The organism is Cupriavidus necator (genome assembly GCF_040578825.1).
In the GTDB taxonomy this organism is placed as follows: domain Bacteria; phylum Pseudomonadota; class Gammaproteobacteria; order Burkholderiales; family Burkholderiaceae; genus Cupriavidus; species Cupriavidus necator_E.
Window position 1 is genome coordinate 59,903 of sequence record NZ_JBEFLI010000005.1, and the last position, 25,648, is coordinate 85,550.

Here is a 25,648-nt window from a genome sequence, read left to right on the forward strand (position 1 = left end):
GATCTATGGCCACCGCCGCCGACCCCGCGCCTGGTTTGCTACCGCAACGCCGCGGGGCAGAGCTGGGACGGGCAGGGCGAGATGCCGGACTGGCTGCCGCGGGCGGTCAATGCGGGACAGAGTGTGGCGTTTTACCGGATCAGATAGCTTCGGCAGCGGATTTGCTGGGGGCGGTCGTATTGTGAAAGTGGACTCACACCATTGCGCGAGGCCGTGCGGGCCGGTGGCCAGCAGGCAGGCGCTCTGTCGCATGGCTGCTCAGGTGCCCCGGCATCGAAACGGTCAGCTCGGGTGGCGCTCAGCGCGTGCACATTCCATACTAGAAGTGGTCGTCCCCGCCGGAATGCAGCGATGCGCGTTGGGACGTCTGCGCCTTACGACAGGAGGTATCCCATGTGCTTCCGGATTCATTACCTGGATCGCCCGCGTGAAAATGCGGCCCAGCAGCGGCATAGCTCGACGACCTTGCCGCTTCGCTCTCGCCTCGACGTGCGCCGGGCGGCGTTAGTGGCCTGGCTGCGTTGGTCTCCAAAACCAGCCAGCCCGGTGACGGCCGCATCCCTGGAGCAGGCCGAGCCAAGTGAGGCTGCGGCGAAGCAGGTCTGTTTGCCCATTCACCAGGCTTGCGCCGTCGCCAGTCCCGCTCGCGAGCGGGAGGCGGAGACGGCGTAGCTGCCGTTACTCCTACATGAGCCCTCCCAAGACCACCGGCCAGGCAAGCGCAGGACCGCTTGGACTTAGGGCGTGCGATGCCCGCCAACAGGGCTGGCAGGCGGAGGGCAACACGCACGGACTGGCTATCTTTATATAGAAAAGGGGGCGAAGCCAGGTATGAAAACGCTAGGCTTGCTTGTCGCCATATCCATGGCGGTAGGGGTTGCGCCGCACGCCAGTGCACTTGGATGCCAATATGACATGCAGTGCAAAGGGGAGCGAATTTGCGAGAAAGGCCAGTGCGTCTCGCCGGTAGCGGAGGACCAGAACGCAGAGCAAGCCACCAAGGCTTTCCCAGCCACGAAAAACGTCCCGACACCTGAGCAACCCGCCAGGGTTCCCCCAGCGACGAAGACTGTCCCGGCACCTCGGCAGCCCGCCAAGGCTCCCCCAGCGATGAAGAATGTCCCGGCACGTGAGCAACCCGCCAAAGCTCTCCCGGCAACAAGAAACGTCCCGACAGCTGAGCAACCCGCCATGGCTTCCCCAGCGATGACGAATGTCCCGGCACTTTCGACTGAGTTTCGTTATTGCTGCACGAAGGTCGGAAAATTCCCCCTCGCGCGAGAACCGAACTCAGAGGGCGATGCCGTCAACCTGAGCGACAGCTGTCATGGGATAACCAGTTATGGGACGCCTCTCCCGGGTACGCCGTGCAACTGACATGTTCCCGGTTCTGTCCGCGTGAGCGATCGTACTAGACCGGCGCATCACTGCCCCATCGCATACGCCCGCCGCATGACCGCGCTGGCCGCATCGACCAGGGCCGCCAGAACAAGCATGGCGATAATCACCGTACAAGCCTGGGGCAGACGGAACAGCGAGAGTTCGAAATACAACATCTGCCCAAGCCCACCAGCCCCGACGAATCCCAGGATCGCCGCCATGCGGATATTCGTCTCCCAACGGTACAGCACGTAAGCCAGGAGCTGCGGCAGCACGCCGGGCAGCGTTCCGTACATGAAGGCCAGCGCAGAGGGAGCACCACCTTCCGTCAGCGCACGGGCAGGCACGCCCGGTGCATTCTCCAGCGCTTCGGCGAACAGGCGGCCGAGCACGCCGGCGGTATGCAGGGCCAGGGCGAGGGTGCCGGCAAGCGGCCCGAGGCCGGCCGCGAGCACGGTCAGGGCGGCCCACACCAGCTCGGGAATCGAGCGCAACAGGTTCAGCAGGAAGCGCGACAACGTGCGCAGCGCGTTGCCATGCATGCCGGAAGCAGGCAGTGCCAGGCCAAAACCCAGCACCGCCGCGCACAAGGTGCCGACGGCGGAAACCGCGAGCGTTTCCAGCATGCTCCTGCCCGTTCGGGCCAGGAACCCGGACGACAGCTCGGGCGGAAAGAAAGACACCAGGAAGCGCAGCATCTCGCCGGCTACCTCCGCCGAGAAAAGCCGGCCCAGGTCGAGCGAGAGATAGGCAAAGCTGCCCGAGACCGCGATCGCCACCGCGATCAGGGTGAGCAGGCAGCTCAGGCAGAATTGGGCAGCCCTGGTCTGGTCCGGCACGATTCAGTCCAGCAGCTTGCGCAGCCGGGCGCTGATCGCGTCCGCCAGCAGGACCAGCAGCAGGAACACCAGCAGGATCGTCGCGGCTTCACCGCCATTGAGCAGTTTCATCGCCTGGTCCATCAGTTGGCCGAGCCCGCCGGCGCCGACGAAACCCATCACCACCGATGCCCGGATCGCGCACTCCCAGCGGTAAACGGTGTACGAGACCAGCTCTTGCGCGGCATTGGGCAGCAGTCCATAGAGCAGTGCCGCCACGCGTCCGCTGCCGCCGCCGAGCAGGGCATCCACCGCGCGCCGGTCGCTGGATTCGAGAATTTCCGCATAGACCTTTGCCAGCATGCCGCCATAGGTGACGGCCAGCGCCAGCACGCCCGCCGCCGCGCCCAGTCCCAGCGCGCGCACGAAGACCAGCGCCCAGACCAGTTCCGGCACCCCGCGCAGCAGCAGCACCACGGCGCGCACCCCGAAGCGCAATGCCAGGCGCGGCTTGCGCCCTGGGCCGGGGCCGATGCGGGAAACCGAAAGGCTGCCCGTCATCGCCACAGCCAGCGGCGCGGCAACAACAAAGGCGAGCGCAATGCCCGCGGTGGCGATCGCCAGCGTTTCGAGCGTTGCCCTGGCGAGGTGGCCGAGAAACTCGGCCGAAACCTCAGGGGGAAGGAAGTTGCGCACAAAGCTGCCTACCACCTTCAGGTTTCCGGCCTCGAACAACGCCGCGGGGCGGAACCGGGACAGCTGCAACAAGGGCCATAGCACAAGCAGCGCCAAGACCAGGCCGCTTGCCCGGCGCAGCGCCTGCGGATCGCGTGGATGGGACGTCATTTGCACGCTGCCCTGGGCCGGGCCCCGCCGCCAGTGGTGACGGTAGCAGCCGCGGCGACTACCAGGGGCTGGCTGCCCTGCACCGGTGGTGACTCGCTCTCGGAGGCATAGAGCGCGCGCAGCAGGGCATCGGTCACGCGCTCGGCCGGCAGGTCGAAGGCGATTTCGCCCGACTTCAAACCGACGATGCGCGGAAACCAGCGCAGCGCGAGATCCACGGCATGCAGGCTGGCGATCAGGGTCACCGCCCGCGTATCGGCTTCCTTGCGCAGTTCGCCCAGGGTGAGGTTGGCCAGAACGGGATCCATTGCCGAGACGGGTTCGTCCGCCAGGATCAGCTCCGGGCGCTGGTAGAGCACGCGCGCGACACCTACCCGCTGCAGCTGGCCGCCTGACAATTGGTCGCAACGATCGAACAAGCGGTCGGCCAGCTCAAGGCGGGCAAGCTGTTCGCTGGCGCCGGCAATGTCTGCCGGATAGACCAGCGAGAGCATGGATTTCCAGCCGGGCCAGACGCCGAGGCGGCCGGCAAGGATGGCGGTGACCACGCGCTGGCGCGGCGGCAGCGGCGGCGCCTGGTGCACCATGCCGATGCGGCAGCGCAACTGCCGCAGGCGTGAGGCGGACAGCGCCCAGGGGCTTTGCTCCAGCACCTCGACACGGCCCTCGCTGGGCCGCAGCGACGTTGCCAGCAAGCGCAGCAAGGAGGTCTTGCCGGCGCCGGACGGACCGATGACGGCGATGCGCTCGCCGCGGCCTGCCGACAGCGCGATCTGGCTGAGCGCACGCTGCCCGCCGGGGTAGCTGACGCTGGCGGCGTCGAGCCGGAAACTCACTTGATCAGGCCTGCGGCACGGGCCGCGGCCTCGATGCCGGCGTAGTTCTCCGGCTGGGTGGCGATGTACCTGGAGGTCCGCTGCAAGGCCATGATCTCCCGGTGCTCGGGATTGGCCGGGTCAAGGCGCAGGAACGCCTCGGTCAGCTTCTTGCGCAAGGCCGGATCGAGCCCGCCGCGTACGGTCCAGTTGTAGTCGTAGTAAGGCGGCGTGACGGCAAACACCCGGACCTTGCTGGTATCGACCTTGCGCTGCTCCACCAGCTTGTCCCAGACCGAGGCATTGAGCACGCCGGCGTCGGCCCTGCCGGCCTGCACGAAGGCGACCGTGGCATCGTGGGCGCCCGAATAGGCCACGGTCTTGAAGTCCTTGTCCGGATCGATGCCGGCCTGCAGCAGGAAGTGCCGCGGCATCAGATGGCCGGAAGTGGAGGAGGGCGAGCCGAAAGCGAAGGTGCGGCCCCGGAGGTCGGCCAGCGATTGGATCGCGCTGTTGGCGGTGATGAACTTGCTGGTGAATGCGGCATCTTCCTGGCGCTGGACGATGGGGATGGTGGCGCCCTTCGTGCGGATCTTGCTCTGCACATAGGTAAAGCCGCCCAGCCATGCCAAGTCGATCTTGCCGGTGGCCAGCGATTCGACCACGGCGGCGTAGTCCGTGACCGGTATGAACTCCACCTTCATGCCGGTTTCCTTCTCCAGGTATTTGCCGAGCGGCGCGAACTTGCGCTGCAGCTCGGTCGGTGCCTCGTCGGGGATGGCCGAGACCTTGAGGACGGCCTGGGCACTGGCCAGGCTGGCAAAGCCCAGCAGCGCCAGCGCGGCAAGGCGCTTCAGGATGCGCGGGAAAACATTGGGAATCATGGCTGAGCGGTGTTGGTGGATCGGGTGTGCAAGGCGACTATGCTACCGCGCCCCGGGCACCATGCGCACTCGCATTGCAGGCAACCGTCACTTCGCGCAGATCTGATGAGGCTGCGGAGACCGTCAATCAGGGAAGTCAGGGAATAAGGGTATACGGGCCCCACGGCGAGGAGCCGGGGGTAGGCAATGCCTCACTGCCGGCCTCAGGCTTGTTTCAAGGCATCGGCGACAAGCTTGAGCACTGCCGCTCGTTCCCGCGCCGGCGCGAACAGCGGCGCCCGGCGCGCAACCTGCTGCCGCAGGCAGGCCAGGAAACCGGCATCCCGGCTGGCCCGCTCGAGCAGAAGCGCCAGTTGCCCGGCGTCGCCGGCGGGGAAATAACCCGCATAGTCGCTGCCCAACATGCCGATGTTGCCCGGGATGCGGCTGGCCAGCACTGGTACGCCGCTGCACACGGCCTCGACGATGACGTTGGCACCGCCCTCCATCATGCTGGAGATCACCATCGCCTGCGCGTGCCGGATGCGCCGCCGCGTCTCGGCGTGCGGCAGGCTGGCCAGCCAGAGGTAGCGCTGCACTGCCGGCCAGGCACGTGCCTGCAGCGCCTGCGCCGCATGCAGGTACTGATCGTCAAGGGCGCCCCCTATATGGATGAGGCGCACGCGGGAATCGTCGGGCAGCAGGTCCAGCGCCCGCATGGGTGTCAGCGGGTCTTTTTCCGCCCGCATATGGCCGACCAGTACCACGTCGAAGGTGCAATTGTCGTGTGCACCCGGCGCGCAGGACGGCGCCGACTGGTAAATCACACGGCACTTGGCGCGATGCTCCGGCGGCAGTTCGGCTGGCCCCTCGTCCTGCAGCACCACCAGGCCGGTGGCGAGATCGAGGGAACGCCGGGCGGATTCGTCGCAGCGGATGTCGCGATACAGGTCAGTCCCCGTCAGCACCGTCACCAGCGGCCGATCCGGGCAGGCCATGGCGAACCTGGCGATGCTATCGGCCGAGCGCCGGGCGTGCAAAGCGATCATGCAGTCCGGCAGGACGCCGGCCTCGCCGCCGGACGGCCACTCGGCGGCCAGCAAGACATCGTAGTCGGCGCGCAGAAAGCGGGACCAGCGACTGGCGGTCTGCCAGTTGCCGTTATTGGCTTTCCGGAGTGCCGGACTGATAATTGCCACTGTGGCCTTTGGAGGGGGCATGGCGATGGGCGCAGAAGGGATTGCAGCAAGAAGGATAAACAAATCCGGGCTGGATCAGGCGTTCGTCGATGCGCATCGGCGTACCTGGGCCATCCTGCAGGACTTGTCGCCGTCCCAATGGCAGGTTCGCTACGATCCGGGGATTAACCCGCCCTTGTGGGAGTATGCCCATATCGCCTGGTTCACTGAGCACTGGATACTGCGGGATCCGCGTGCCGGCCAGGATGGGCGATTCACTGCCGGCCTGCCGTCATTGCTGGCCGACGCAGACCGCTGGTTCGATTCCATGCGCGTTGCCCACCAGGACCGCTGGCACCTGGACCTGCCTCAGCTTGCGGAGATACGCGACTACGTGGGCGCGGTGCTGGAAGGCGTGCGCAACAGGCTTGCCGCAGCAGACGACACCGACGAGGCGCTCTATTTCTTTCGTCTCGGCCTGTTTCACGAAGATATGCACGCCGAGGCGCTGACCTATATGCGCCAGACGCTCGATTATCCCCTGCATGCTCCGCTTGCGATGCCATCGCTTATGCCCCGCGCCGGCGATGTGGCGATCGCCGGCGATGCCTTCCTGATGGGCGCATCGGGGGACGGCGGATTCGTGTTTGACAATGAGAAGTGGGCCCACGCAGTCCGGATCGCCCCGGTTCGCATCGACCGCCAATGCGTCAGCAACGCGGCATACGCCCAATTCGTTGCCGCGGGTGGTTATCGCGACCGGCGCTGGTGGTCGGATGAGGGCCTGGCGTGGCTGCAGCAGAGCGGGCTGGCTCATCCGGCGCGGTGGCGCCAGGCGTCAGGGGACGTGCAGGGGCCTTGGGAATTGCGCTGGTTCGGACAGTGGGTGCCGCTACCCCTCGACCAACCGGTCTGCCATGTCAACGCCTATGAAGCGCAGGCCTATTGCCGGTGGGCCGGCAAGCGTCTGCCCACGGAAGCCGAATGGGAGTATGCGGCGAGCCGCGACCTGATCCAGTGGGGTGGGGCGGTATGGGAATGGATGGCCGATCCTTTCCTGCCTTATGCGGGTTTTTCGGCAGACCCCTACCAGGAGTACTCCGCGCCCTGGTTTGGCACGCATCGCGCTGTTCGCGGCGGATCGTTCGCCGCCCATCCCCGCATGCAGCATCCCCGCTACCGGAATTTCTACCTGCCGCACCGCGGTGACGTGTTTGTCGGATTCCGGTGCAGTGCTTGAGGGGTATTTTGCGTGGGATCGCGGATCGCCGCCGAAGCCGTCCAGGAAAGACCAGTAACCAGATTGGCGTTCTACTGGATGATCACTGAGCTCGAACTCGCCGTGAGCCGATTCACCGGATCGCCAGACCACAACAAGTTCGACTTCTCGGACGCTGTCCGACGAACCGCTACGCATCGTGGTTCAAGGTCAGAAAGTGGCCTGACAACGGCCAACTGAAATGATGGTGGCGAATGTCGCTTGATGGAGAGCGGAGCTCCTCGATCGCGGTATTCGACAGCCTTCTGTATCTTCGTTCCTGCTATGCTGAACAAATCGGAATCCCCTCTGTCAGGGAGCTTCCGGCAGTCCATCATTGCAAATCGCGCCAGCAGTTGTTCAGGTTGATCCGGAATCTGAATCGTACAAGATGGAGACCCCCATGCGCATTTCGCCTTTTCTGTACGGCATTCTACTTTCAGCCTTTGTTGGACTCGGCGGTTGCGCGATGCGGGATACGTCGAAGCCGACCACGCCATCGCCTTCGTTATACGATCGGCTAGGTGGCATCCAGGCAATTACAGCGGTGGTGGACGATTTTGTTGGCAACGTGGCTGCCGACACGCGCATCAATGCCAAGTTTGCCAATGCCAACATTCCTCGTCTGAAGATGAGACTGGTTGAACAGATTTGTGCCGGCGCAGGAGGGCCATGCACTTATTCCGGGCGAGACATGAAGACCGCCCATGCCGGTATGGGAATCACAAATAGTGAGTTTGATGCACTGGTGGAAGACCTGGCGAAATCGCTCACCAAATTCAAGGTGCCGCCGCAGGACCAGAAAGAATTGCTCGGCCTGCTGGGGCCAATGAGGAAGGACATCGTCTCTCGATAACCTTCGCGCAATCTTGTCTCGTAGTCGATTCGGCCTCTAGAGCTTTAAGGTACCGCTGGACGCTTTCCTCGATCTGCTGCTGACACTTATCACCCTTGCCCGCTGTGAGATTGCGATCGCGCGTATTGGGGCGGGAGCACGGCGAGGTCTTTCCACGCCGGAGCCGACGTAGCGGGCTTCGCGCCTGCCGCGTGGCTCGTCCTTGCAGCGAGCGGTTCATTCTTGCCGAGTTCGGCGCCCCGGGGTTGGGGCGGGAGTGGTGCGGAAGACTTCGGGCGTGTGGCACGGGGATCACGCGTAGCCTGCGGCGCGGACGCCCGCGATTTTTTCCCACCCGTTGATCGCCACCCGTTTCATCGCAGCCCCCAGGTCCCGTCCCGCCGTGGAAAATACAGTAGTACCATCGTCAATACCCACGCGCCAAGGAGCAGGGCATGCAGTTTCTCTGGCCGCAAATGCTCTGGCTGCTGCTCTCGCTCCCCCTGCTGGCAGCCGCTTACCTGTACCTGATTGCGCGGCGCAAGAAGGTCGCCCTGTTGTATGCCAGTCTTGCGCTGCCGCGCGCGGCGCTGGGTCGCAGCCAACGACTGCGGCGTCACATCCCGCCGCTGCTCTTCCTGCTCGCGCTGGGCGCGGCCCTGCTGGCTTGCGCCCGTCCTACCGCGACCATCACGCTGCCGTCCGACACCATCACCCTGGTACTGGCCATGGATACCTCCCGCAGCATGGAGGCGACCGACGTCGCGCCCAGCCGTATCAGCGCCGCCCAGCAGGCTGCGCGGGATCTCATCGTCGGGCTGCCGGCCAGCGTGCGCCTGGGCATTGTCTCTTTTGCCGCCACGGCGACCGTAGTGCTGCCCCCTACCGACAACCGGCAGGACATGCTCGACGCGATCGATCGCTTCCAGCTCCAGCGCGGCACGGCGACCGGCAGCGGACTGATCCAGGCGCTGGCGGTGTTGTTCCCCGACGATGGCATCGACCTGGAAGCGATCCTCTTCAGCGGCGAGTCGCTCGCACCCGGGCCCGGCGGCAGATCGCTGGCAGAGGCCGCCGCAGCGGACGCCGTGCGCAAGCGCGAGCAGGAGCGGCCGGGGGCGCAGGCCGGCTCTTACCGGCACGGTGCGGTGATCCTGCTCAGCGATGGTCGCCGCACCACCGGCCCGGATCCTCTGGACGCCGCGCGCATGGCCGCCCAGCGCGGCGTGCGCGTCTATACCGTGGGCTTCGGTACGCCGCCGGACGCGGGAGCGGCATTGTCGAACCTGTCTTACTTTATGCAGCTGGATGAACCCGCGTTGCGCGCGGTCGCGATGCTCACGGACGGCGAGTACTTCCAGGCTGGCTCGGCTGCGGACCTGACGCAGGTGTATCGCCAGCTGAACGCCCGTTTCGCGCTCGAGCGCAGGTACATCGAGATCAGTGCCTTGCTGGCGGCGACCTCGGTCCTGCTGCTGGTGGCGGCGTGCGGGCTGTCGCTGCTGTGGTTCCGGCGGTGAACTGAAGCGCGGGCGACCGGTTTCGGCACCCGCTTCGCGAACCGTCCACCGATAAGCGTACCCAAAGCACGCTACTTCAGCGCGCGCTCGTACATGCCAGTGACGTCGTCCATCACCTGAAGAATTCGCTCGCTGGTCGTGGCAATGTTTCTCAACTGCTCCGCTCGACTGACACCGGTTTGACTGAGCGCCTCCTTAAAGAACAGCCACTGGGAACCCGCAAGCTGCAGTTCGCTTCGGATTGTTGCAGTGTTTTGCGGTGCAGCGGTCAGCAATTCCTGCGCGGCGGTAAATTCCGTGATAGCCGTGTCCAGCTCCTGTGTCAGCTGGGGGGAGGTGATACCCCAGGCGCGTAGCATGCTGATCTTGGCGATTCTCTGCGAGAGCATTCGCTGGCGGCCGGCAACGTTGATCAGCTTTGCCGTCGTGGTGCCGGAGAATCTCTCCAGCTGTACGGTTCCTTGTTGTGCAAGCTTCAGTACCTCCTCGCTCATTCTTGCGATTGTCATCGCGTTCTCGAGTTTCGGATCGCTGCCGGACAGCAACTTTTTATAGGAAGCCCACGCCTGCTCGAGGCTCGCATAGGTGTTCTTGATCTCCGGGGTAGGCGCGAACGCCTGCAGATCGATGAGTTGTTTGTCGAAGAGCGCTACTGATTGCTCGAGGATCCTCTTGGCTCGTTCGACTTCCACACCGAGGCCAACCTGGCAATAGGCCTTGGCCATGCGCTGGGACAGCATGCGCTGGCGGCCCGCCTTGTTGATTGCCGCATTAACGGTCAGTGTTTCAGCCGAAGCGGTTCCGGCCACGGCAAGCGCCAGGACGCTGCAGACGATCAGGCAAACGACACCGAGGTAACGCTTCAAGGCAGTCTCCGCATCAAGTTCTCACGGCACTCTTCTGGGCGCCGTTCGAGCCAACGACGTTGCCTGCCCCAAACGCAATATGTGTGCCATACCTGACACAAGCTCCGGCGAGGCTGAGACGCAGGGAACAGCGACCGGATTTCTGCCGCGCACTAGTCTGGTGCCAGATGCGCATAGCGATGGGTGCGTTGGGGAGAGGTCTTGCAAGGGGCCTTGAGGCGACAGACCGGGCCGGCCCGCCAGGGAATCATCTTTCCATCTGGCCGGCAGATGGGTACCAGCCCAGAGGTGTATCGCCTTGCGCAATGGCCAAGTCCGATTGCACGTTAAATGACCGGCACCAACTCGTTTATTGAGGGTCGGCCGGAATTCGTGAAATTTTCGCCAAAGTTGCCTTAAGTATTTGATCCGAAACGTAAAGGCGGTTCTCTGCCTCGGGCCAAGGCACGGTTGTGTGGGCGATGCCGAGCCGTGACGCATCTATCGCGTACGGATTGTTCAGCAACTGAGCTGCCCCGTGCAGGAGTGGCCCGGTATCCAAAATTCCTCTACGCCGCCGATCCGAAAACGAAATCGATCGACGTATCGCTATCGCGTACGGATTGGATCTCCAGCGGAAGGTGCCGCCGCTCGCGAGCTGGCCGACGGCCTACCGCCGCCGCCGGAAATGCGAACGGTTGCGGCGCAGGGCAAGCGGATTGCCTGCGAGGTAGCCGGCCGCGACAAGGTAGTGCAACAGACCTGAGAGGATACCGAGCGCCTGACGGCGGCTGCGCTCGGCAAGCGGCCCCCCGAATAGGCGCCGAGCGCCGCCGCGGCGCGGCAGCGCCGGGTCGACGCGTGGCTCGCGCGCGCGACGCGTCGAGCGCTACCTCGATCATGCGCTGTGGCAGGTGGTGCTCGCGTCGATGGAGGGCTGGCCGCAGGGCACGCCGCGCGAGTGCCAGCATTACGAGCGCAGCCGCTGGGTGATGCGCTTCCTCTACCATACGGCGCTGCGCGCGAGCGAAGCCGCCCACGCGAAAGCAGCCGACTTCGTCCAGCGGCGCGGGCGCTGGTGGCTGTACGTTGTCGGCAAGGGTGGCGCCGAGGGCGAGGTACCCGTGAGCGACGCGTTGATGGCCGAGTTTGCTCGCTATCGCGCGTTCCACGGTCTGCCGCCGATGCCGGGGCCCGGTGAGCTGAGCCCGGCCATCCTGAGCGTCGCCGGCGACGCGCAGCGGCACCTCACGCCGACGGCGGTCTATCTGATCGCGAAGGAGGTGTTCCGGCGGGCGGCCGCCGTGTTGGTGGCGAGCGATCCGGTCGGCGCGGCGACGTTGGCGCGTGCCTCGACGCATTGGGTGCGCCATTCCGCAGCTTCGCACCAGGCCGACGCGGGTACCGATATCCGCTTTATTCAGAAGAACCTGCGGCACGCTTCGATTGAGACGACCGGCATCTACCTGCACGCCGAGGACGACTGGCGGCATGCGCACACCGTGGGCGAGCAACAAGCTCAACCATCCACGGCGCCCGTCGCGCCACAGTAGGCGCTTATTGGCTCTGGCCTTCGTGAAGCGCTCGGACCATCGGCCTCGAATGGATCGGCCCCACCGGTTTGCCTCATCGATCGCGTGCGCCAAAGCTCGTGTCGGAACCCATTGGCCCTCTTGCGCTATGAATCGCGCGGACGCGTCGACGACGGGTGGCTTGCTCTCATCCGCGGATGCGGCGAAGACGGGGGCAACGACCGACTCCGCGAGGGCAAACTGCTGCCTTTCGAATGCCCCTGGATCGAGGCGACCTTCGGCATCGAACGTGAGAATGGAAAACGTCGTTCGAACGACGCGCACAGGCTCTCTGGCCACGAGTTCGACGACCACATCGGCCATGCGTGCGCGTTGCCCGGCAAAAGTGGCTAAGCAGTGTTTGGCCGGCTCCCGCAACATCCGCTGGAATTTGGTGCTTGGCAGCTGCCAGAGAGTATCGTCACGCGCGATGAGGAATTTTCGGCAAGAAAACCCCATATCTGCCCCCCATGCACCACTTTGAGGTTCCACAATGTCCCGTCCCACCGGGACGGCTCTCCCCGCACATCGTACACCGAGAGCATGACCGGGCCTTGTGCTGTGACGAAGGTCGCTTCCCGGCCACAAGAAGCCATTCGCCACCTCACAATCGACCGGCCGTTAAATAGCCTTGATCGGTCATCCAATTGGTCCGTGCCCCCAAGCTCCCGATAGCTCTGGGAAGATTAGCAGCGTCGCACCTGCTATGGGCTTCCACGAACTCAGCTATGAATTCGTGAAGTCCGTGCACGGACGCATCTGGTTAGCCGGTGGCGAAGCGTTTGCCATTGCCGGCCTTGGCGCGACTGGCCAGACTGCGTGATCAGCTTCACCATCCCGACTGCCAACGCGCATAGCCGGTGATGCTCGGGCGTGCTTGCCCAGATAGACCGCCCTTCCAAGGCGACAAGCTGGCCCCGTTCTGGGAAACGTAGTCTACAACGCCGGGGAAGATCGACGGGAAGCGGTTACAGCTTTGGAATGGGCGGATCGGATTTATCGTAAGATCGCGGCTGCTAGTGATCGCGAAGCTTATCCCGAGCCGAGATAGCCGGTCGCATTACGTCAACGGACCTGCGAAATCGTTATTGTCTTCAGGACGACTTGGCCCGTGCTCTGGTGCCGAATACAAAGACTGGCCAAGCGCCTACCGCCCCGGTGAAGCCGATCATGGCAATGGCGACCGCTGCTATTTGCGGCAGCGAAGGCATCTCATGTAGAACAATGGCACCCAGGATAATGGCGACGGGCGGCACCATGGCAGGCAATACCGCGGCGCGGGAAGCGCCCAGCCGGCGGACCGATTGCGCGTAGAAATATACCGTTACCAGGGCGGCGACAATCCCCTGTATGAAGGCCGTTGCGGCAAACCATCCCATGCTGACCTCAGGCAGTCCGTGGCCGGTAAGCAGATAAACCGGAAGGCAGACGAGGCCGGAAATCACGTTCACCGCCGCCACGGACGAGATCGGATCTGCATTCCAACGCCTCAGCATGAAGGTGTAGGCGGTCCACAGTATTGAACACGGCCCAGCCGAGCACGGCCAATAGACCCGCGGCAATGCCGGAACGTAGCGCGTCGTCGATATTGGCCTGGATCCGGGATTGGCTGGCATTCATGTCGTTTCTCCTAAGCGGTCAGTGATGCGTTTCGCCCCGGAAACCGGCAGGGCGAACGGTCACTCGAACTATCACTCAGGGCAGCAATGCCTACAAATGCCGCTTTATGGGGTGGGTGATGCCTTTTGCATATCACCCAAGGTGGCATGCAGGACGGAAAGGAAGCGGGACAGAACCGGGTTGGACGCATCACTGCGATGCGCAAACGTCAGCGGCATTGGTATCGACAGATCGTTCAGCCGGAAAAAGCGCACCTGAGCCGGCGGACGCCCGAGATTGGCCGAGTTGACAACAGCGGCGCCGATCCCGGAGCAGACCAACGACAGGATCGCTGCTTCGGTCGTCTCTTCCTGCACCACGTTCAGATGGATGCCGCTTTGCTGAAAGGCGCCGATCAGCCGGTCGTAATAGGTCGGGTAGGCCATGCGCGGAAACATCACGAAGGGACGGTCGGCCAGGCTGCGCAGATCGATGGGGAGGGTTTCGTCATGGTCGATGTCCCAGGCGCGCGGCACCGCCAGCACCACGTTATATTCCAGCAAGGGAATCGTGGTGAATTCACCGGACAGCGGCCCGTACTGATAGATGAATCCGCCATCCAGCGTTTCATCCGCTATCGCGCGCAATTGTTGCGGGCTGTTCAGCGCGGTCAGCTCGATTTTGACTTCCGGCACTTCGGCCTGGAAACGGCTGAAGGTCTTGGGTACCAGACCATCCCAGCCGGCGTTCTCGACGTAGCCGAGCCTGAGCTGGCCCCGCACGCCCACGGCCACGCGCTTGGCCACCTCGGCCGCGCTATCAAGCGCCGCCATCACTTTGCGCACGTCGCGCAGATAACTGTCCCCCGCTAATGTGACCTTCAGCCCGCGCGGTGAGCGCTCGAACAAGAGAAAGCCCAGTTCGTCCTCCAAGTCCTGGATTTGCCGCGAGATGGCCGGCTGGGTAATGTGCAGATGCTCGGAGGCCAGGCGCACGCTTTCGAATTCGGCCACGGCCATGAAATAGCGAAGATGGCGCAATTCCACGTTGAGTCTCTCGGATGAGCGATGCTTCGAATTTATCGCATGTTAGGAAATCGGCATTGGAAAGCATCAGCCGATTCCACGATAGTACTGCTCAACGAGACGGTCATCCCGACTTGCCCACCTTGAAGCGAGGAAGCGTATGAACACCACCAAAACCTACCGGATCGGCGACGCCAGGATTACCCGCGCCACGGACACGCTGCTCCACGGTCTGACGCCATCGTTCCTGTACGGCGACTGGAGCGCCGACGTGCTGAACGAACAGCCACAATTGCGCCGCCTGCTTGACGAGACGGGCGAGCATGTGATTCTCAGTGTCCATACCTGGGTAGTCGAATGGGGCGGGCAGATCTTCCTGATCGATACCGGGGTCGGCAACAACAAGGAGCGCCCGTTCAGCAAGCTGTTCCACATGTTGCAAACGCCTTATTTGGAACGCCTGGCCGCGCTGGGCATCCAGCCGGGGGACGTGAATCACGTGCTGCTGACGCACCTGCATGCCGACCATGTCGGCTGGAACACGCGCCTGGTCGATGGCCGTTGGGTGCCGACCTTTCCGAACGCGAAGTACGTGATGTCGCAGGGCGATCTGGATTTCTACGCCACGCCGGCCGCGGACAGCCGGCGGATGGTATTCGAGGACAGCGTGGCACCGGTGATCGAAGCCCAGCAGGCGGTCTCCATCAGCATCGACGGGGGCGAGTATCTGGATGGTTTTCGCTTCCATCCGACGCCTGGCCATTGTGCAGGCCACATGTCGATTTCGTTGACCTCGCGCGGCGAGACGGCGCTGTTCACCGGCGACGTGGTACACACCCCGATCCAACTGTATCGGCCGGAATGGAACTCGGTGTTTTGCCGGGAGCAGGAGCCGGCGCGGGAGTCGCGCCGCTGGCTCCTCGACTTCGCCGCGGATCAGGGCGCCACCTTGTTCACCGCGCATTTTCCCGACACCTCCGCCGGTCTGGTCAGGCGCCAGGGCAGCGGCTTCGAATGGCAGTTCGTTTAATCCCGCTTACGCCCGGAGCAACCAATGACTTCAACCACTGTCACGCCACAAGCCCTGGAGGCCCTGGCCAAGGAAACCGGCTTTGAATTTGACGCTGAACGCCTGGATGCCGTCACCGGCACCCTCGCATTCATCCGCTCGGTGATCGGCAAGCTGGACGAGCTCGACATGTCCGACGACAGCCTTTCCCAGCCATTCAACGTCGACTGGAGCTAATCCATGCAACCCTTTGAATTGAGCGTTGTGGAGGCTGCCCAGTACATTCAGTCCAATAACCTCTCGCCGGTGGAGTTGACCCGCTCCGTGCTGGACCGGGTACAGGAACTGGACAGCAAGTTGTCTGCCTACGTCACGGTCACGGAAGAGCGCGCCATGGCGGCCGCCCGCATTGCTGAGCTGGAAATCCGCCGAGGCGAATACCGTGGCGTGTTGCATGGCATTCCCTACGCCCTGAAAGACCTGATCGATGTCGAAGGCCTGCCGACCACGGCAAGTTCACGTGTCCGCCAGCATCACGTCGCTACTGCCAATAGCGTAGTGGCGGACAGGCTCGCACTAGCCGGCATGGTACTAACCGGCAAGACGCACACCCACGAGTTCGCCTTTGGCCTGACCACGCCGCAGACCAACAACCCATGGGCGCATGACCGCTCCCCGGGCGGATCGAGTGGTGGCTCCGCCGCCGCGGTGGCTTATGGTGGAGCGCTGGCTGCTCTGGGGACCGATACCGGCGGCTCAATCCGGGTACCGGCCGCGCTATGCGGCGTGGTCGGTTTGAAACCGACTTTCGGTCTGGTCTCGCGCCAGGGTGTGGTGCCACTCTCTGGCTCACTCGATCACGTCGGGCCGATTACCCGCACCGTAACCGATGCCGCGGCGATGCTCGATGTTATCGCACAGCCGCGTTCCAAACGGTCGCAGAGCTACCGCCATACCTTGGGGCAGGACATCAAAAGGGTGCGTGTCGGGGTGCCGACTAACTATTTCTTTGACCATGTCGCTCCGGACATCAAGGCCACGGTCCACAGCCATCTCACCGCACTTGCCGCCGCCGGCGCTGTACTGGTGGACGTCGAAATCCCGCTGCCGGACTATTTGATCCCGACCCAGTGGGGGTTGATGGTGCCCGAGTCCGCCACATACCACGAGGACACCATCCGCCGGGTGCCACATCTGTATGGGGACGACGTGCGGATTCTGCTTGAAGCCGGCTCCTTTGTACCGGTGCGTGACTACATCCTGGCCCTGCGTGCGAGAAATGCCCATCAAAGGGCGTGGCGGGAAATGTTCGCGGGCATCGATATCCTGCTCACGCCGACTGTCCCACACACTGCGCCGCTGCATGGGCAGGAGACCTTCACTTGGCCGGACGGGGCCGAGGAAAGCGTGGTGTCCGCCTTTGTCCGGCTGTGCGCACCAGCGAATGTACTGGGGTTGCCTGCGTTGAGCGTGCCGGCTGGATTCGATAGAGGCGGTTTGCCGTTCGGCGTGCAGCTAATTGGCAAACCTTTCGACGAGCACACGGTGCTGCGCGTCGGTCATGTCATCGAGGCGCAAATCCCGGCTTGAGCCTGGCCTGCTCGTAATTCCCCCTGCTGATGCAGGCCAAGTTTGAAGTCCCCTCTCCAAAAATGGGAGGATACCTGGGACGCTATCGCCATTACGAATCCAGTCATCTTGCGATTCATCACTCCCACTACTTTGGAGTCAGACATGTTTGCCAGATCCGCTATGTCGTTGCGTGCCCTGATGCTCGGCGCGCTTGTGGTTACTTCCAGCATTGCGGTCGTTACGCCGCGCTCTGCCTACGCCGCCGCGCCTCAAGTGCGTACTCAAGCGCCGGGCTATTACCGGATGATGTTGGGGCATTACGAAATCACCGCTCTTTCAGACGGCACCGCCAAAGTCCCGCTCGACCACTTGCTGGCAGGCATTTCGCCGGCGGAAATTCAGCGGTTGCTTGCACGCAACTTTGAGATGCCCAAGGCGGAGACCTCTATCAATGCCTTCCTGGTCAATACCGGGACAAAGCTGCTGTTGGTGGATACTGGGGCCGGCAACGATTTCGGGCCTGGCATTGCAGGAGCCTTGCAAGCCAATATCCAAGCAGCAGGTTACCGGGCCGAAGATATCGACGCAGTTTTGCTGACCCATATTCACCTCGACCATTCCGGTGGGCTGACGGTAGATGGGAAGGCGATGTTTCCCAACGCCGTGATTTATGTGAATCAGGAGGAAGCGGAGTTCTGGTTCAACCCCGCCAACCGCTCCAAGGTGCCCGCGGGGCAGAGGGATGCATTTGCTCGCGCAGATGCGTCGTTTGCCCCGTACCGAACCGCCGGAAAGATCCGTACGTTTGCCGGAGGAACCGAGCTTTTTCCTGGCGTCCGTGCCATAACCATGTCGGGGCATACGCACGGGCACACTTTTTACCAAGTCGAAAGCCGGGGGAAGCGCATGCAGTTTTGGGGTGACACCATTCACGCTCAAAGCGTGCAGTTCTCCAGGCCAGAGGTGACAATCGATTTCGATGTGGACCAAGCTGCTGCGGCAAGGCAGCGTAAAAAAGCATTTGCCGATGCTGCCGCAAAGGGATATTGGGTGGCCGCAGCGCACATCTCTTTTCCTGGTCTGGGACATATCCGTCGCGATGGGAAGGCCTATAGCTGGGTACCCGCCAACTACAGCAGTGGTCAGTAACTCAAGAGGTGAGTTCAACGACAGACCTTTTCCCCACGAGGATACAAAGGAGGCTTCAACGGGAGCCTCTTTTTTTTCAGGGACATGTTCACTAGGACCTGGCTGAGTGGCCGCAATTGCCCAAACTTTGCAATGTTCAATCCCGTCGCGACGAACTCGATGACTGCTGTGCGCCCAACACCCGCCGTTGGGTTAGCGAGTCTCCAACGGCAGCGAAGGGTCGGACAGCGACCGTTACAGCAGGCGCAAACTGACTCTCCCTTCACCAGAAAGGAGCTTGTCATGGACACGCAAACCTCCCCCGCGCCTCACGTTCCTTGGAACAAAGGGAAGCTTACGGGTCAGAAGCCGCCCTTGAAGCTCAAGGAAATCTGGGCGATCCGCACCAGACTCTAAATGTCCTCGAATGCTCGCGAGCTTGCGCTATTCAACTTGGCCATCGACAGCAAGCTCCGAGCTTGCGATCTGACTCGAATGCTGGTCCAAGACATATGCCACGGCGATCACGTGGCCGCCCGAGCCACAGTCACTCAGCAAAAAACCCATCGACCGGTGCAGTTTGAGATCACCGAGCAGACCCGTGAGAGCGTTGCTGCCTGGATTCGGATACGAGGGCTCCGTTCATCTGACCACCTTTTCCCAAGCCGACTTCACGCCACCGCGCGGGCGGCTTCGTCCGATCGGCCGCTACGGCCGACTTGACACAGACAGTTGACCTCACGGCAGCCATGGTCGACGACTGTCGCGGAAGAAGGCCGCCTGGCGCCGAGTTCATCTCTCGCCGTCGCGAGAGGTCCTAACGAGAAAATCGTGAATGTAGTCGGAAATAAGTTCGGGGTGTTGGTGCTGTGGGGCGTGCCCCGCTTCGGAGAAGAAGATGAATTGTGCTTGCCGCATCTTCCCGATCAAAGGAAACCAGTTCTGCCCAGCGGTGCTCGTATCGTGGTCTCCTGCAATTACCAGGATCGGCACATTCACTTGCCCCATGCGATCGCGCCGGTGCTCCTCATCCTTGCGGAAGCCCTCTGCCGCCGTGAAGTACGGCGCCAACTCGTCGGGCCTGGCGGGTATCTTGGAGGTAACGTCAGCCCTAGCGTAGATGCGTTCGTGAGATGCCTTGGCCGCGGCACGGCTTGCCTTGGAGGCGGGCTCGAAAAACAAAACCTCCTCATCCGCCAGATCGTTCACAGGCTTGAATGCACGATCGAGAAACACCTGCTGCAGTGGGATATCGTTATGTCCGGGTGGGTTGGTTCCGATGAGGATCGCCTGAGTAACGCGTTGCGCGTGGTCAAGAAGATAGGTCTGAGCGACAAGTCCTCCCCACGACCAGCCGAGGATGACGAAACGATCGGCCTCGATTGCGTTGGCGAACTCATCGATGAACTTCGACGCCGATGCCATGGAGTCGGGCAGTTTGCCAGTCGAGTATCCGATGCCGGGATAGTCGACGGTGACGACGGTGTACCGCGACGCTAGTCCGTCAAGAAACAACGGATCCCATGTATCGAGCGTCCCGCGTAAGCGGTTGGCGAGAATGATCGTCGGTCCCCGCCCTATCTTGCGGTAGGCAATCCTGTCGCCCTCGACCGTCACGTAGGACGTCGGGGCGGTACCCGCGGAGACCGCGGCATCGGCGGCAGCCGCGTGGGCCGCAGTGGGGAGAACGCCGAAGGTTGGCATGCATCGGGCGAAAAAACGCTTCATGACCGTATCTCCTGGAAAGTTGGTGGCTATGTCACCACCGGATCATTGGGAGTGGCTTGAGGAGGTGCAGGACAGCGTGCCGGCATGTCAGTCGAAGAAGACAGCGGTGGAATCCGGCGTTTGGAAACAGCGCGAATTCGTCGGCCAGAAACCTTTTCGAAATCGACGCCGTGATGAATCCGCCGGTCACGTCTACACAGTCGGCCTGCTGAAAATATCGACCAACTCGCCTTCGGTGCCGCGATAGGGTCGGATCTTGCGATGCTGGCAGATCATGGCGTCCACCAATTCGCCGATGCTCCGGTGATCGGCATCGTCCAGCCAGTCGCCGTCGAGCAGCGGCAGTTGGGCAAATAGCCTCGGCTGTCCTTGTTCTGCATGGCTCATCACAAGGGCAACAGAGATTCAGGGGGTGACCGTCAGTCGGTGGGAGCGGCGGATACGCATCGCCTGGACCGTCGCGCCAGTCAGGTAGACGAGGAAGCCGATGCCAACCATCGCCTTCAGTGTCGGATCTTCCGGACCGCTGAAGGCCGGATGGCCGATCGGGATGCGCGTGCCGGTCTCCGTCAATCCTGGGATCAGATGGAAGAACAGCGTAAGCGAGTAGCCCAGTACGGCCAGGTAGCGTGCTACGCCCGCTTCCCTATGTCGCTCGCAGGCACTGGCAATGGCGAGCACTGCCAACGTCAGGATTGCCAGTGCATGGGGCGGCCCGAATCCGCCATGGCGGAAAATAAAGAGCCCGGTGAATGCCGTCGCTGCCGTCAGCCATATATAAAGCCGGCCGGATCGCGTCCTCATCTCGATTTCGCCGTGCTTAAACAACGCCACCAGACCACACGCCACTGCCACCAGGGCAATCGAGGTGTGGAGTATTCCGAGCGGACTGAGGTTGAGCATGATGGCACTCCGGGTTCGCCTGCTTAGACGCCGTGGAGGATCCGTATCGGCAGTACGTCTGCGCGAGCGGGGGAATAATCAGGAGCGAACGAAAGCCAACAGGTCCGCGTTAATCGTCTCGGCATGCGTGGTAGGCATGCCATGTGGGAATCCCTTGTATGTCTTCAGGATGCCATTGCGCAACAGCTTTGCCGAAAGGGGTGCTGAGTCGGCATAGGGCACAATCTGGTCGTCGTCGCCATGCATTACCAGCGTCGGCACAGTGATCTTCTTCAGATCCTCCGTGAAATCGGTCTGTGAGAAGGCGACGATGCCGTCGTAGTGCGCCTTGGCGCCTCCCTGCATGCCCTGCCGCCACCAGTTCGCGATGACTCCTTCGTCCGCCTTGACGCCCGGTCGATTGAAACCGTAGAAGGGACCGGCTGGAATGTCACGGTAGAACTGTGCCCGGTTGTTTGCTACCTGCGCCTGGAAGCCGTCGAAGACGTCCTTCGGCAATCCACCTGGATTGGCCTCAGTCTTGACCATCAATGGTGGCACCGCGGCGATCAGCACGGCTTTCGCAACGCGACTTTCCCCGTGTCGAGCCAGATAGCGGACGACTTCGCCCCCGCCGGTGGAGTGGCCGACATGGATGGCGTTCTTCAGGTCTAGATGGGACGTCACGGTTGCCAGATCGTCGGCATAGTGGTTCATGTCGTGACCGCTGGCGATCTGGGTCGACCTGCCGTGGCCACGCCGGTCATGGGCGATCACCCGGAATCCGTGGTTCAGGAAGAACATCATCTGCGCGTCCCAGTCGTCCGCGCTCAGAGGCCATCCGTGGGAGAAAACAATGGGCTGGCCACTGCCCCAGTCTTTGTAAAATATGTCGACGCCGTCCTTTGTTCTGACCGTATGCATGGCATTGTCTCCTTGTTGGTTGCCCGTGCTCGCCGGGACGGTTGCATTGGTGGCGGCGTCCGCTGCGCGGGACATCGAAAGCCATGCCGCGATCGACGCGGTGGCCATCAGAATGCCGCGCCTTGTCGCCATCATCACCGGTTCTGTTGTGTCGTTCATTGCGCTTCTCCGCGGTTCTCCCACATCACCCGGCCAAGGAACGTCAGCGTGCGGTCCCAGGCCTGCTCGGCCCACAACGGATCGAACTGCGTCCGCGAAATGCGACCGGGTCCGATTGCCGTCTCGTTCGCGAACGCGTGATGCGCGAGGTAGCGGTGAAACTGCGCGCGCGCGCCGGCCGCGTTCAACCGGCGCTCCAGCTCGTTCACCGTGTCGATGGCGAAGAACGCATCCTGGATCGCCCAGTGGCCAATGATCGGCGCCCGGATCTCGCTGGCGTCCAGATATTCAAGGGGTGGATAACCGTACCAGATGACGCCGGCCGCGAGCATTCGGTGCTGGCACAGCGATAGCAGCGACAACGCGCCGCCCATGCAATAGCCCATCACCGCAATCCGTCGCGACCTGGCGCCGAGAAAGGCCAGCGCACCGGCCACGTCCTGAGCGGCCACGTCCGCGAAGTCGAGGTTGTTCATCAAGTGATGGGCCTCTTCCTCTTCCACGGTCATCCGGCCGCGATACAGGTCAGGCACCAGGGCAGCATAGCCGGCCCGGGCAAGCCGGTCGGCAACACCGCGGATCTGGTCGTTCAGCCCCCACCACTCCTGCAGGATGAGCACCGCGGGCGCGTCGGCCGGATCGTCGGGTTCAACCAGGTAGCCATCGAGCCCGCGTCCATCCGGACGCTCGAAACTCGCCATCGCTCCGCGAAATCTCATAGCACTGCTCCTCCATTGGCATGCCGCAGTCCTGCAAGTGCTTTCGAGGTTAGCGCTCCACGCCTTGGTTCGCCTTGGGGAGTGCTGAAACGTCCTGAAAAGTCCTGACAAGCGGCGGTGGAAGGCAGCCTGGGTCACGCTGCGTCCCGCCATCGCTGACCCATAGCCGTGCGAGGCTCGCGCGGCAGCGCGCCTCCCAGGCGACAAAGCGGTGTCGGCGTGCCAGGTAGAACGCATTCAGGAGCATCGCCTCGGCTGATGGCCCGGCCGACGTCTCCGATCGCCGCATCCGCACCTCGGCCTTTGCCCGCAGCAGTTCTACCCACGAGAACAGGTCGTTCGTCGCTACAGCGCGTGCCAGCGGGCGGGCCAGCAGGCGTTGCGCATCGTCCGGCCGCCCGGCCTTGGCCAACGCGATGGCGGTCTCCGAAAAGAAGGCAGCCAGCACGACGCAATACTGCGCGTGGCCAATCTCCTCGAGCGACGGGACGATGCTGGCGTCATAGGCCTGCACCACGCCCGCGCGCAGCGCCAGCAGCCCGCGCCACATTTCGGCGCGCGCCTTCCAGGTGGACACACCGTGCCGCCGCGTGACATCGGCAAGCGCCTGAGCCGCGACGTCGAGGCCGTCGTGGTCCTCGCGCAGCAGCGCGGTCGGGCATACGGCCTCGCTCAGCGCATAGCACGCCGATGGCGCGTGGCCTAGCGCCTGGGCCTCGCCAAGCGCGCATCGGGCTGCGTGCACCGCCTCGTCGAACCGGCCAAGGAAGGCCAGCGACTGCGCGAGCAACGACTGCGTCATCGCACGTTCGTCGTACAGGAACCGGATTCGTTCAAGACGGCTGGCGCCCTCCGACGGCATGCGAATCCGCGCCAGTTCCGCCAGCGCATTGTCCATCCGCCCGATGCACATCTGCGAGATGGCGGAAATCCTGCGCGCCACCATCCGGTCTCCGGGCCAGCCGGTGCGTATTGCGACATCGGAGAATCGCGACGCCAGCCGGAGCGCCTCGGGATGTCGTCCGTTCAGATAGGCGTGACTCCAGCAGCCCCAGAGGCCGCGCAACTGGTATTCGGCGTCGCCAGCCTCCTCGGCAAGCGCCAGTGCTCTCGCAAAAGCATCGCTTGTATCGTTGCCCACATTCTGGAAGAGCAGGCAGGCGCCGCGCGCGGCATGGAGCTTCATCTCCCATTCGGGCAACGGCAGCGATCTCCGGGCCGCCGCAGGCAAGTGTGGCAGGCGTTCCAGGGCGAGGTCCACTCGCCGCAGGCATTCTTCGATCAGCGAGAGCTGCATCATCGGCGCGATGCTTGCCACCACGAGTTCGATGGCAATCGCCTGCGTCCCGGCGCCCGAGAAGCCCCAGTCGATGGCCGCGCGAAGATCGTGCAGATACAGTCCAAACGTGCGACGCCAGTCGATGTCCGCCCTGTCACGAGCGAGCTTCTCTGCCGTCCGGAAGACATCGAGAACGTGCCGGGCGTGGCGGCCGATCCAGTCATGGCTCGTGCCGCTCTCGGCCAGCCGTTCGCGCGCGTAGGCTCGGATGGTGTCCAGCAGGCGATAGTGCATCTGAGGCAGCCTCGTTACCGTTCCGACGAGCGACTTGTCGACCAGCTCCATGAGGACAGAGGCCACTTCATGCCGTGGCATTTCTGCGCCCGCCAGCAAGCGCTGCGCCGATTCGAGCGTAAAGTTGCCCGCGAAGACGCTCAGCCGGGCCAGCGCCGTCTGCAGGTCCGGGCGCAATAGCGCATAGCTCCAGTCCACCGTGGCGCGCAGAGTCTGCTGGCGCGGCAATGCGGTCCGGGCGCCGTAACGCAGGATTGCGAATCGGTCCCCCAGCCTGGCCGCGACTTCGTCAAGACCCAATGCGGGCGTGCATGCGGCAGCGAGCTCGATGGCCAGCGGAATGCCGTCGAGCTGGCGACAAATACCCGCAACGAGTGGCACGTTGCTCGCCTGCACCTCGATGCCGACGCGCTCGATGAAGAGTTCGACCGCACCGAAGCGCATCGCGTCCCCAGCTTCGTCGCGCGGAGGCATGGCGAGCGAAGGCACACGATGCACACGCTCGCCATCGATCCGCAACGGCTCCCGGCTCGTGGCCAGTACCTTCGAGGCTGGTGAGATCTGCAGCAGGGAAGCAACGAATTGCGCGGCGCTGTCGATCAGGTGTTCGCAATTGTCGACGACGATCAGGCACTGGCGGTCGCACAAGCGCGAAGCCAGCTTGCCAAGATCCGGCGTGCCATCCCCCGGCGGGAACCCAAACGCGCCCGCGATCGCGGCAGGGACATAGTCCCCCGACGAGATTCCCGCGAGCTCCACCAGCACTACGCCATCGGTGAACGCGCCCGCCTCGCCTCGCGCCGCTTCGATGGCGAGCCGGGTCTTGCCGACCCCTCCCGCGCCCGTCAGGGTCACGACGCGGTGCGCGCCGATAAGATGTTTCACCTCGGCAAGCTGTCCATCACGGCCGATCAGGCGCGACACATGGGCGGGAAGCCCCCGCCTGTGCAAATCTGCCGCCCGTCCTTCCGCCGATGCGGCGGCGGAAGGGGCTGGGGCTGCGGTCGATACTGCCGGCCCATCGATAGTCAGGTCCGAAACGAACTGATATCCGTGCCCCGCTATCGTGCGTATCGCGTCGCGGTCGTCGCACAGCGCTCGGCGCAACAGCGATACCTGTCCCTCCAGCGTGTTCTCGCCGACGACGCGGCGGGGCCAGACCGCTTTCATGATCTCCGCCTTGCTGACCACCACACCACGCTGCTCAATCAGCAGCAACAGCAAGTCGAAGGCACGCTCCCCGACGTTGATCCGGACGCCATCGCGCAACACTTCTCGCCGCGCGGCGTTGACTGTCGTCGTACCAAAACGGCATTCCACAAGGGACGAGGGCGTCGGGGATATCTGCGCCATGATGCGGTCTCCGGACCGGGCGAACTCAAGATAGTCTAGCCGTGGACG

22 protein-coding genes and 4 pseudogenes are annotated in these 25,648 nt (G+C 63.3%); 11 read left to right on the top strand and 15 right to left on the bottom strand.

Features of this window, described 5'->3' with window-relative positions; translation table 11 throughout:
* Nucleotides 1–9 precede the first annotated feature (9 nt).
* Nucleotides 10–147: pseudogene (locus AB1I47_RS04515) on the top strand (H-NS family nucleoid-associated regulatory protein); the annotation flags it as partial.
* Between the two features lie 1,277 nt (nucleotides 148–1,424).
* Here AB1I47_RS04515 and phnE read toward each other — a convergent pair.
* From phnE to senB, 5 genes are all read right to left on the bottom strand, one after another.
* A complete protein-coding gene (gene phnE / locus AB1I47_RS04520) occupies nucleotides 1,425–2,219 on the bottom strand; it encodes a phosphonate ABC transporter, permease protein PhnE (RefSeq protein WP_354682577.1) in 795 nt (264 codons plus the stop codon).
* 3 nt (nucleotides 2,220–2,222) lie between these two features.
* Nucleotides 2,223–3,044 (bottom strand): PhnE/PtxC family ABC transporter permease, encoded by an 822-nt coding sequence (locus tag AB1I47_RS04525; RefSeq protein ID WP_354682578.1) that lies wholly within the window; start codon nucleotides 3,042–3,044, stop codon nucleotides 2,223–2,225.
* The gene (locus tag AB1I47_RS04530; RefSeq protein WP_354682579.1) at nucleotides 3,041–3,880 is read right to left on the bottom strand and encodes a phosphonate ABC transporter ATP-binding protein; all 840 of its coding nucleotides are present in this window, start codon (nucleotides 3,878–3,880) and stop codon (nucleotides 3,041–3,043) included. Before AB1I47_RS04530 ends, AB1I47_RS04525 begins: the two co-directional genes overlap by 4 nt.
* Nucleotides 3,877–4,743 (bottom strand): putative selenate ABC transporter substrate-binding protein, encoded by an 867-nt coding sequence (locus tag AB1I47_RS04535; RefSeq protein ID WP_354682580.1) that lies wholly within the window; start codon nucleotides 4,741–4,743, stop codon nucleotides 3,877–3,879. Before AB1I47_RS04535 ends, AB1I47_RS04530 begins: the two co-directional genes overlap by 4 nt.
* A gap of 203 nt (nucleotides 4,744–4,946) precedes the next feature.
* Complete coding sequence (gene senB / locus AB1I47_RS04540) at nucleotides 4,947–5,942, bottom strand: selenoneine biosynthesis selenosugar synthase SenB (protein ID WP_354682664.1); 996 nt, start codon at nucleotides 5,940–5,942, stop codon at nucleotides 4,947–4,949.
* On the opposite strand from senB, the gene senA reads away from it, so the two are divergent.
* The 3 genes from senA (at nucleotide 5,941) to AB1I47_RS04555 (ending at nucleotide 9,513) form a co-directional block, all read left to right on the top strand.
* A complete protein-coding gene (senA, locus tag AB1I47_RS04545) occupies nucleotides 5,941–7,140 on the top strand; it encodes a selenoneine synthase SenA (protein ID WP_354682581.1) in 1,200 nt (399 codons plus the stop codon). The genes senB and senA overlap by 2 nt on opposite strands.
* A gap of 421 nt (nucleotides 7,141–7,561) precedes the next feature.
* Nucleotides 7,562–8,014, top strand: coding sequence for a group I truncated hemoglobin (locus AB1I47_RS04550; protein ID WP_354682582.1), 453 nt, complete (start codon nucleotides 7,562–7,564; stop codon nucleotides 8,012–8,014).
* A 434-nt stretch (nucleotides 8,015–8,448) separates the two neighbouring features.
* On the top strand, nucleotides 8,449–9,513 hold the full coding sequence (locus AB1I47_RS04555; RefSeq protein ID WP_354682583.1) for a VWA domain-containing protein: 1,065 nt from the start codon (nucleotides 8,449–8,451) through the stop codon (nucleotides 9,511–9,513).
* 71 nt (nucleotides 9,514–9,584) lie between these two features.
* On the opposite strand, the gene AB1I47_RS04560 is transcribed toward AB1I47_RS04555, so the two are convergent.
* Together AB1I47_RS04560 and AB1I47_RS04565 are read right to left on the bottom strand one after the other, a co-directional pair.
* Nucleotides 9,585–10,379 carry a type IV pili methyl-accepting chemotaxis transducer N-terminal domain-containing protein gene (locus AB1I47_RS04560; protein WP_354682584.1) on the bottom strand — a complete coding sequence of 265 codons (795 nt, stop codon included), beginning with the start codon at nucleotides 10,377–10,379 and terminating at the stop codon, nucleotides 9,585–9,587.
* A gap of 670 nt (nucleotides 10,380–11,049) precedes the next feature.
* Nucleotides 11,050–11,214, bottom strand: a pseudogene (locus tag AB1I47_RS04565) (site-specific integrase); the annotation flags it as partial.
* A gap of 13 nt (nucleotides 11,215–11,227) precedes the next feature.
* Here AB1I47_RS04565 and AB1I47_RS04570 point away from each other — a divergent pair.
* Together AB1I47_RS04570 and AB1I47_RS04575 are read left to right on the top strand one after the other, a co-directional pair.
* Nucleotides 11,228–11,911, top strand: a pseudogene (locus tag AB1I47_RS04570) (tyrosine-type recombinase/integrase); the annotation flags it as partial.
* Between the two features lie 111 nt (nucleotides 11,912–12,022).
* On the top strand, nucleotides 12,023–12,283 hold the full coding sequence (locus AB1I47_RS04575; protein ID WP_354682585.1) for a hypothetical protein: 261 nt from the start codon (nucleotides 12,023–12,025) through the stop codon (nucleotides 12,281–12,283).
* Nucleotides 12,284–13,023: 740 nt separating this feature from the next.
* Here AB1I47_RS04575 and AB1I47_RS04580 read toward each other — a convergent pair.
* Together AB1I47_RS04580 and AB1I47_RS04585 are read right to left on the bottom strand one after the other, a co-directional pair.
* The gene (locus AB1I47_RS04580; protein ID WP_354682586.1) at nucleotides 13,024–13,545 is read right to left on the bottom strand and encodes a DMT family transporter; all 522 of its coding nucleotides are present in this window, start codon (nucleotides 13,543–13,545) and stop codon (nucleotides 13,024–13,026) included.
* Nucleotides 13,546–13,653: 108 nt separating this feature from the next.
* Entirely contained in the window at nucleotides 13,654–14,574 is a 921-nt protein-coding gene (locus AB1I47_RS04585; RefSeq protein WP_354682587.1) for a LysR family transcriptional regulator, read from the bottom strand.
* Nucleotides 14,575–14,713: 139 nt separating this feature from the next.
* Here AB1I47_RS04585 and AB1I47_RS04590 point away from each other — a divergent pair, with 139 nt between their 5' ends.
* The 5 genes and pseudogenes from AB1I47_RS04590 to AB1I47_RS04610 form a co-directional block, all read left to right on the top strand.
* The gene (locus AB1I47_RS04590; protein ID WP_354682588.1) at nucleotides 14,714–15,583 is read left to right on the top strand and encodes an MBL fold metallo-hydrolase; all 870 of its coding nucleotides are present in this window, start codon (nucleotides 14,714–14,716) and stop codon (nucleotides 15,581–15,583) included.
* Nucleotides 15,584–15,607: 24 nt separating this feature from the next.
* Nucleotides 15,608–15,799: a hypothetical protein gene (locus AB1I47_RS04595; RefSeq protein WP_354682589.1), complete on the top strand. Its 192-nt coding sequence runs from the start codon at nucleotides 15,608–15,610 to the stop codon at nucleotides 15,797–15,799.
* Nucleotides 15,800–15,802: 3 nt separating this feature from the next.
* Nucleotides 15,803–17,152: an amidase gene (locus tag AB1I47_RS04600; protein WP_354682590.1), complete on the top strand. Its 1,350-nt coding sequence runs from the start codon at nucleotides 15,803–15,805 to the stop codon at nucleotides 17,150–17,152.
* 144 nt (nucleotides 17,153–17,296) lie between these two features.
* Nucleotides 17,297–18,283, top strand: coding sequence for an MBL fold metallo-hydrolase (locus AB1I47_RS04605; RefSeq protein ID WP_354682591.1), 987 nt, complete (start codon nucleotides 17,297–17,299; stop codon nucleotides 18,281–18,283).
* Nucleotides 18,284–18,565: 282 nt separating this feature from the next.
* Nucleotides 18,566–18,943, top strand: a pseudogene (locus AB1I47_RS04610) (site-specific integrase); the annotation flags it as partial.
* 111 nt (nucleotides 18,944–19,054) lie between these two features.
* Here AB1I47_RS04610 and AB1I47_RS04615 read toward each other — a convergent pair.
* The 6 genes from AB1I47_RS04615 to AB1I47_RS04640 form a co-directional block, all read right to left on the bottom strand.
* Entirely contained in the window at nucleotides 19,055–19,990 is a 936-nt protein-coding gene (locus AB1I47_RS04615; protein WP_354682592.1) for an alpha/beta fold hydrolase, read from the bottom strand.
* 192 nt (nucleotides 19,991–20,182) lie between these two features.
* Nucleotides 20,183–20,377: a hypothetical protein gene (locus AB1I47_RS04620; RefSeq protein ID WP_354682593.1), complete on the bottom strand. Its 195-nt coding sequence runs from the start codon at nucleotides 20,375–20,377 to the stop codon at nucleotides 20,183–20,185.
* A gap of 18 nt (nucleotides 20,378–20,395) precedes the next feature.
* On the bottom strand, nucleotides 20,396–20,893 hold the full coding sequence (locus tag AB1I47_RS04625; protein WP_354682594.1) for a DUF2306 domain-containing protein: 498 nt from the start codon (nucleotides 20,891–20,893) through the stop codon (nucleotides 20,396–20,398).
* A 78-nt stretch (nucleotides 20,894–20,971) separates the two neighbouring features.
* A complete protein-coding gene (locus tag AB1I47_RS04630) occupies nucleotides 20,972–21,796 on the bottom strand; it encodes an alpha/beta fold hydrolase (RefSeq protein ID WP_354682665.1) in 825 nt (274 codons plus the stop codon).
* A gap of 155 nt (nucleotides 21,797–21,951) precedes the next feature.
* Nucleotides 21,952–22,656: a dienelactone hydrolase family protein gene (locus AB1I47_RS04635; RefSeq protein WP_354682595.1), complete on the bottom strand. Its 705-nt coding sequence runs from the start codon at nucleotides 22,654–22,656 to the stop codon at nucleotides 21,952–21,954.
* Nucleotides 22,657–22,723: 67 nt separating this feature from the next.
* Nucleotides 22,724–25,600: an ATP-binding protein gene (locus tag AB1I47_RS04640; protein WP_354682596.1), complete on the bottom strand. Its 2,877-nt coding sequence runs from the start codon at nucleotides 25,598–25,600 to the stop codon at nucleotides 22,724–22,726.
* Nucleotides 25,601–25,648: the final 48 nt, after the last annotated feature.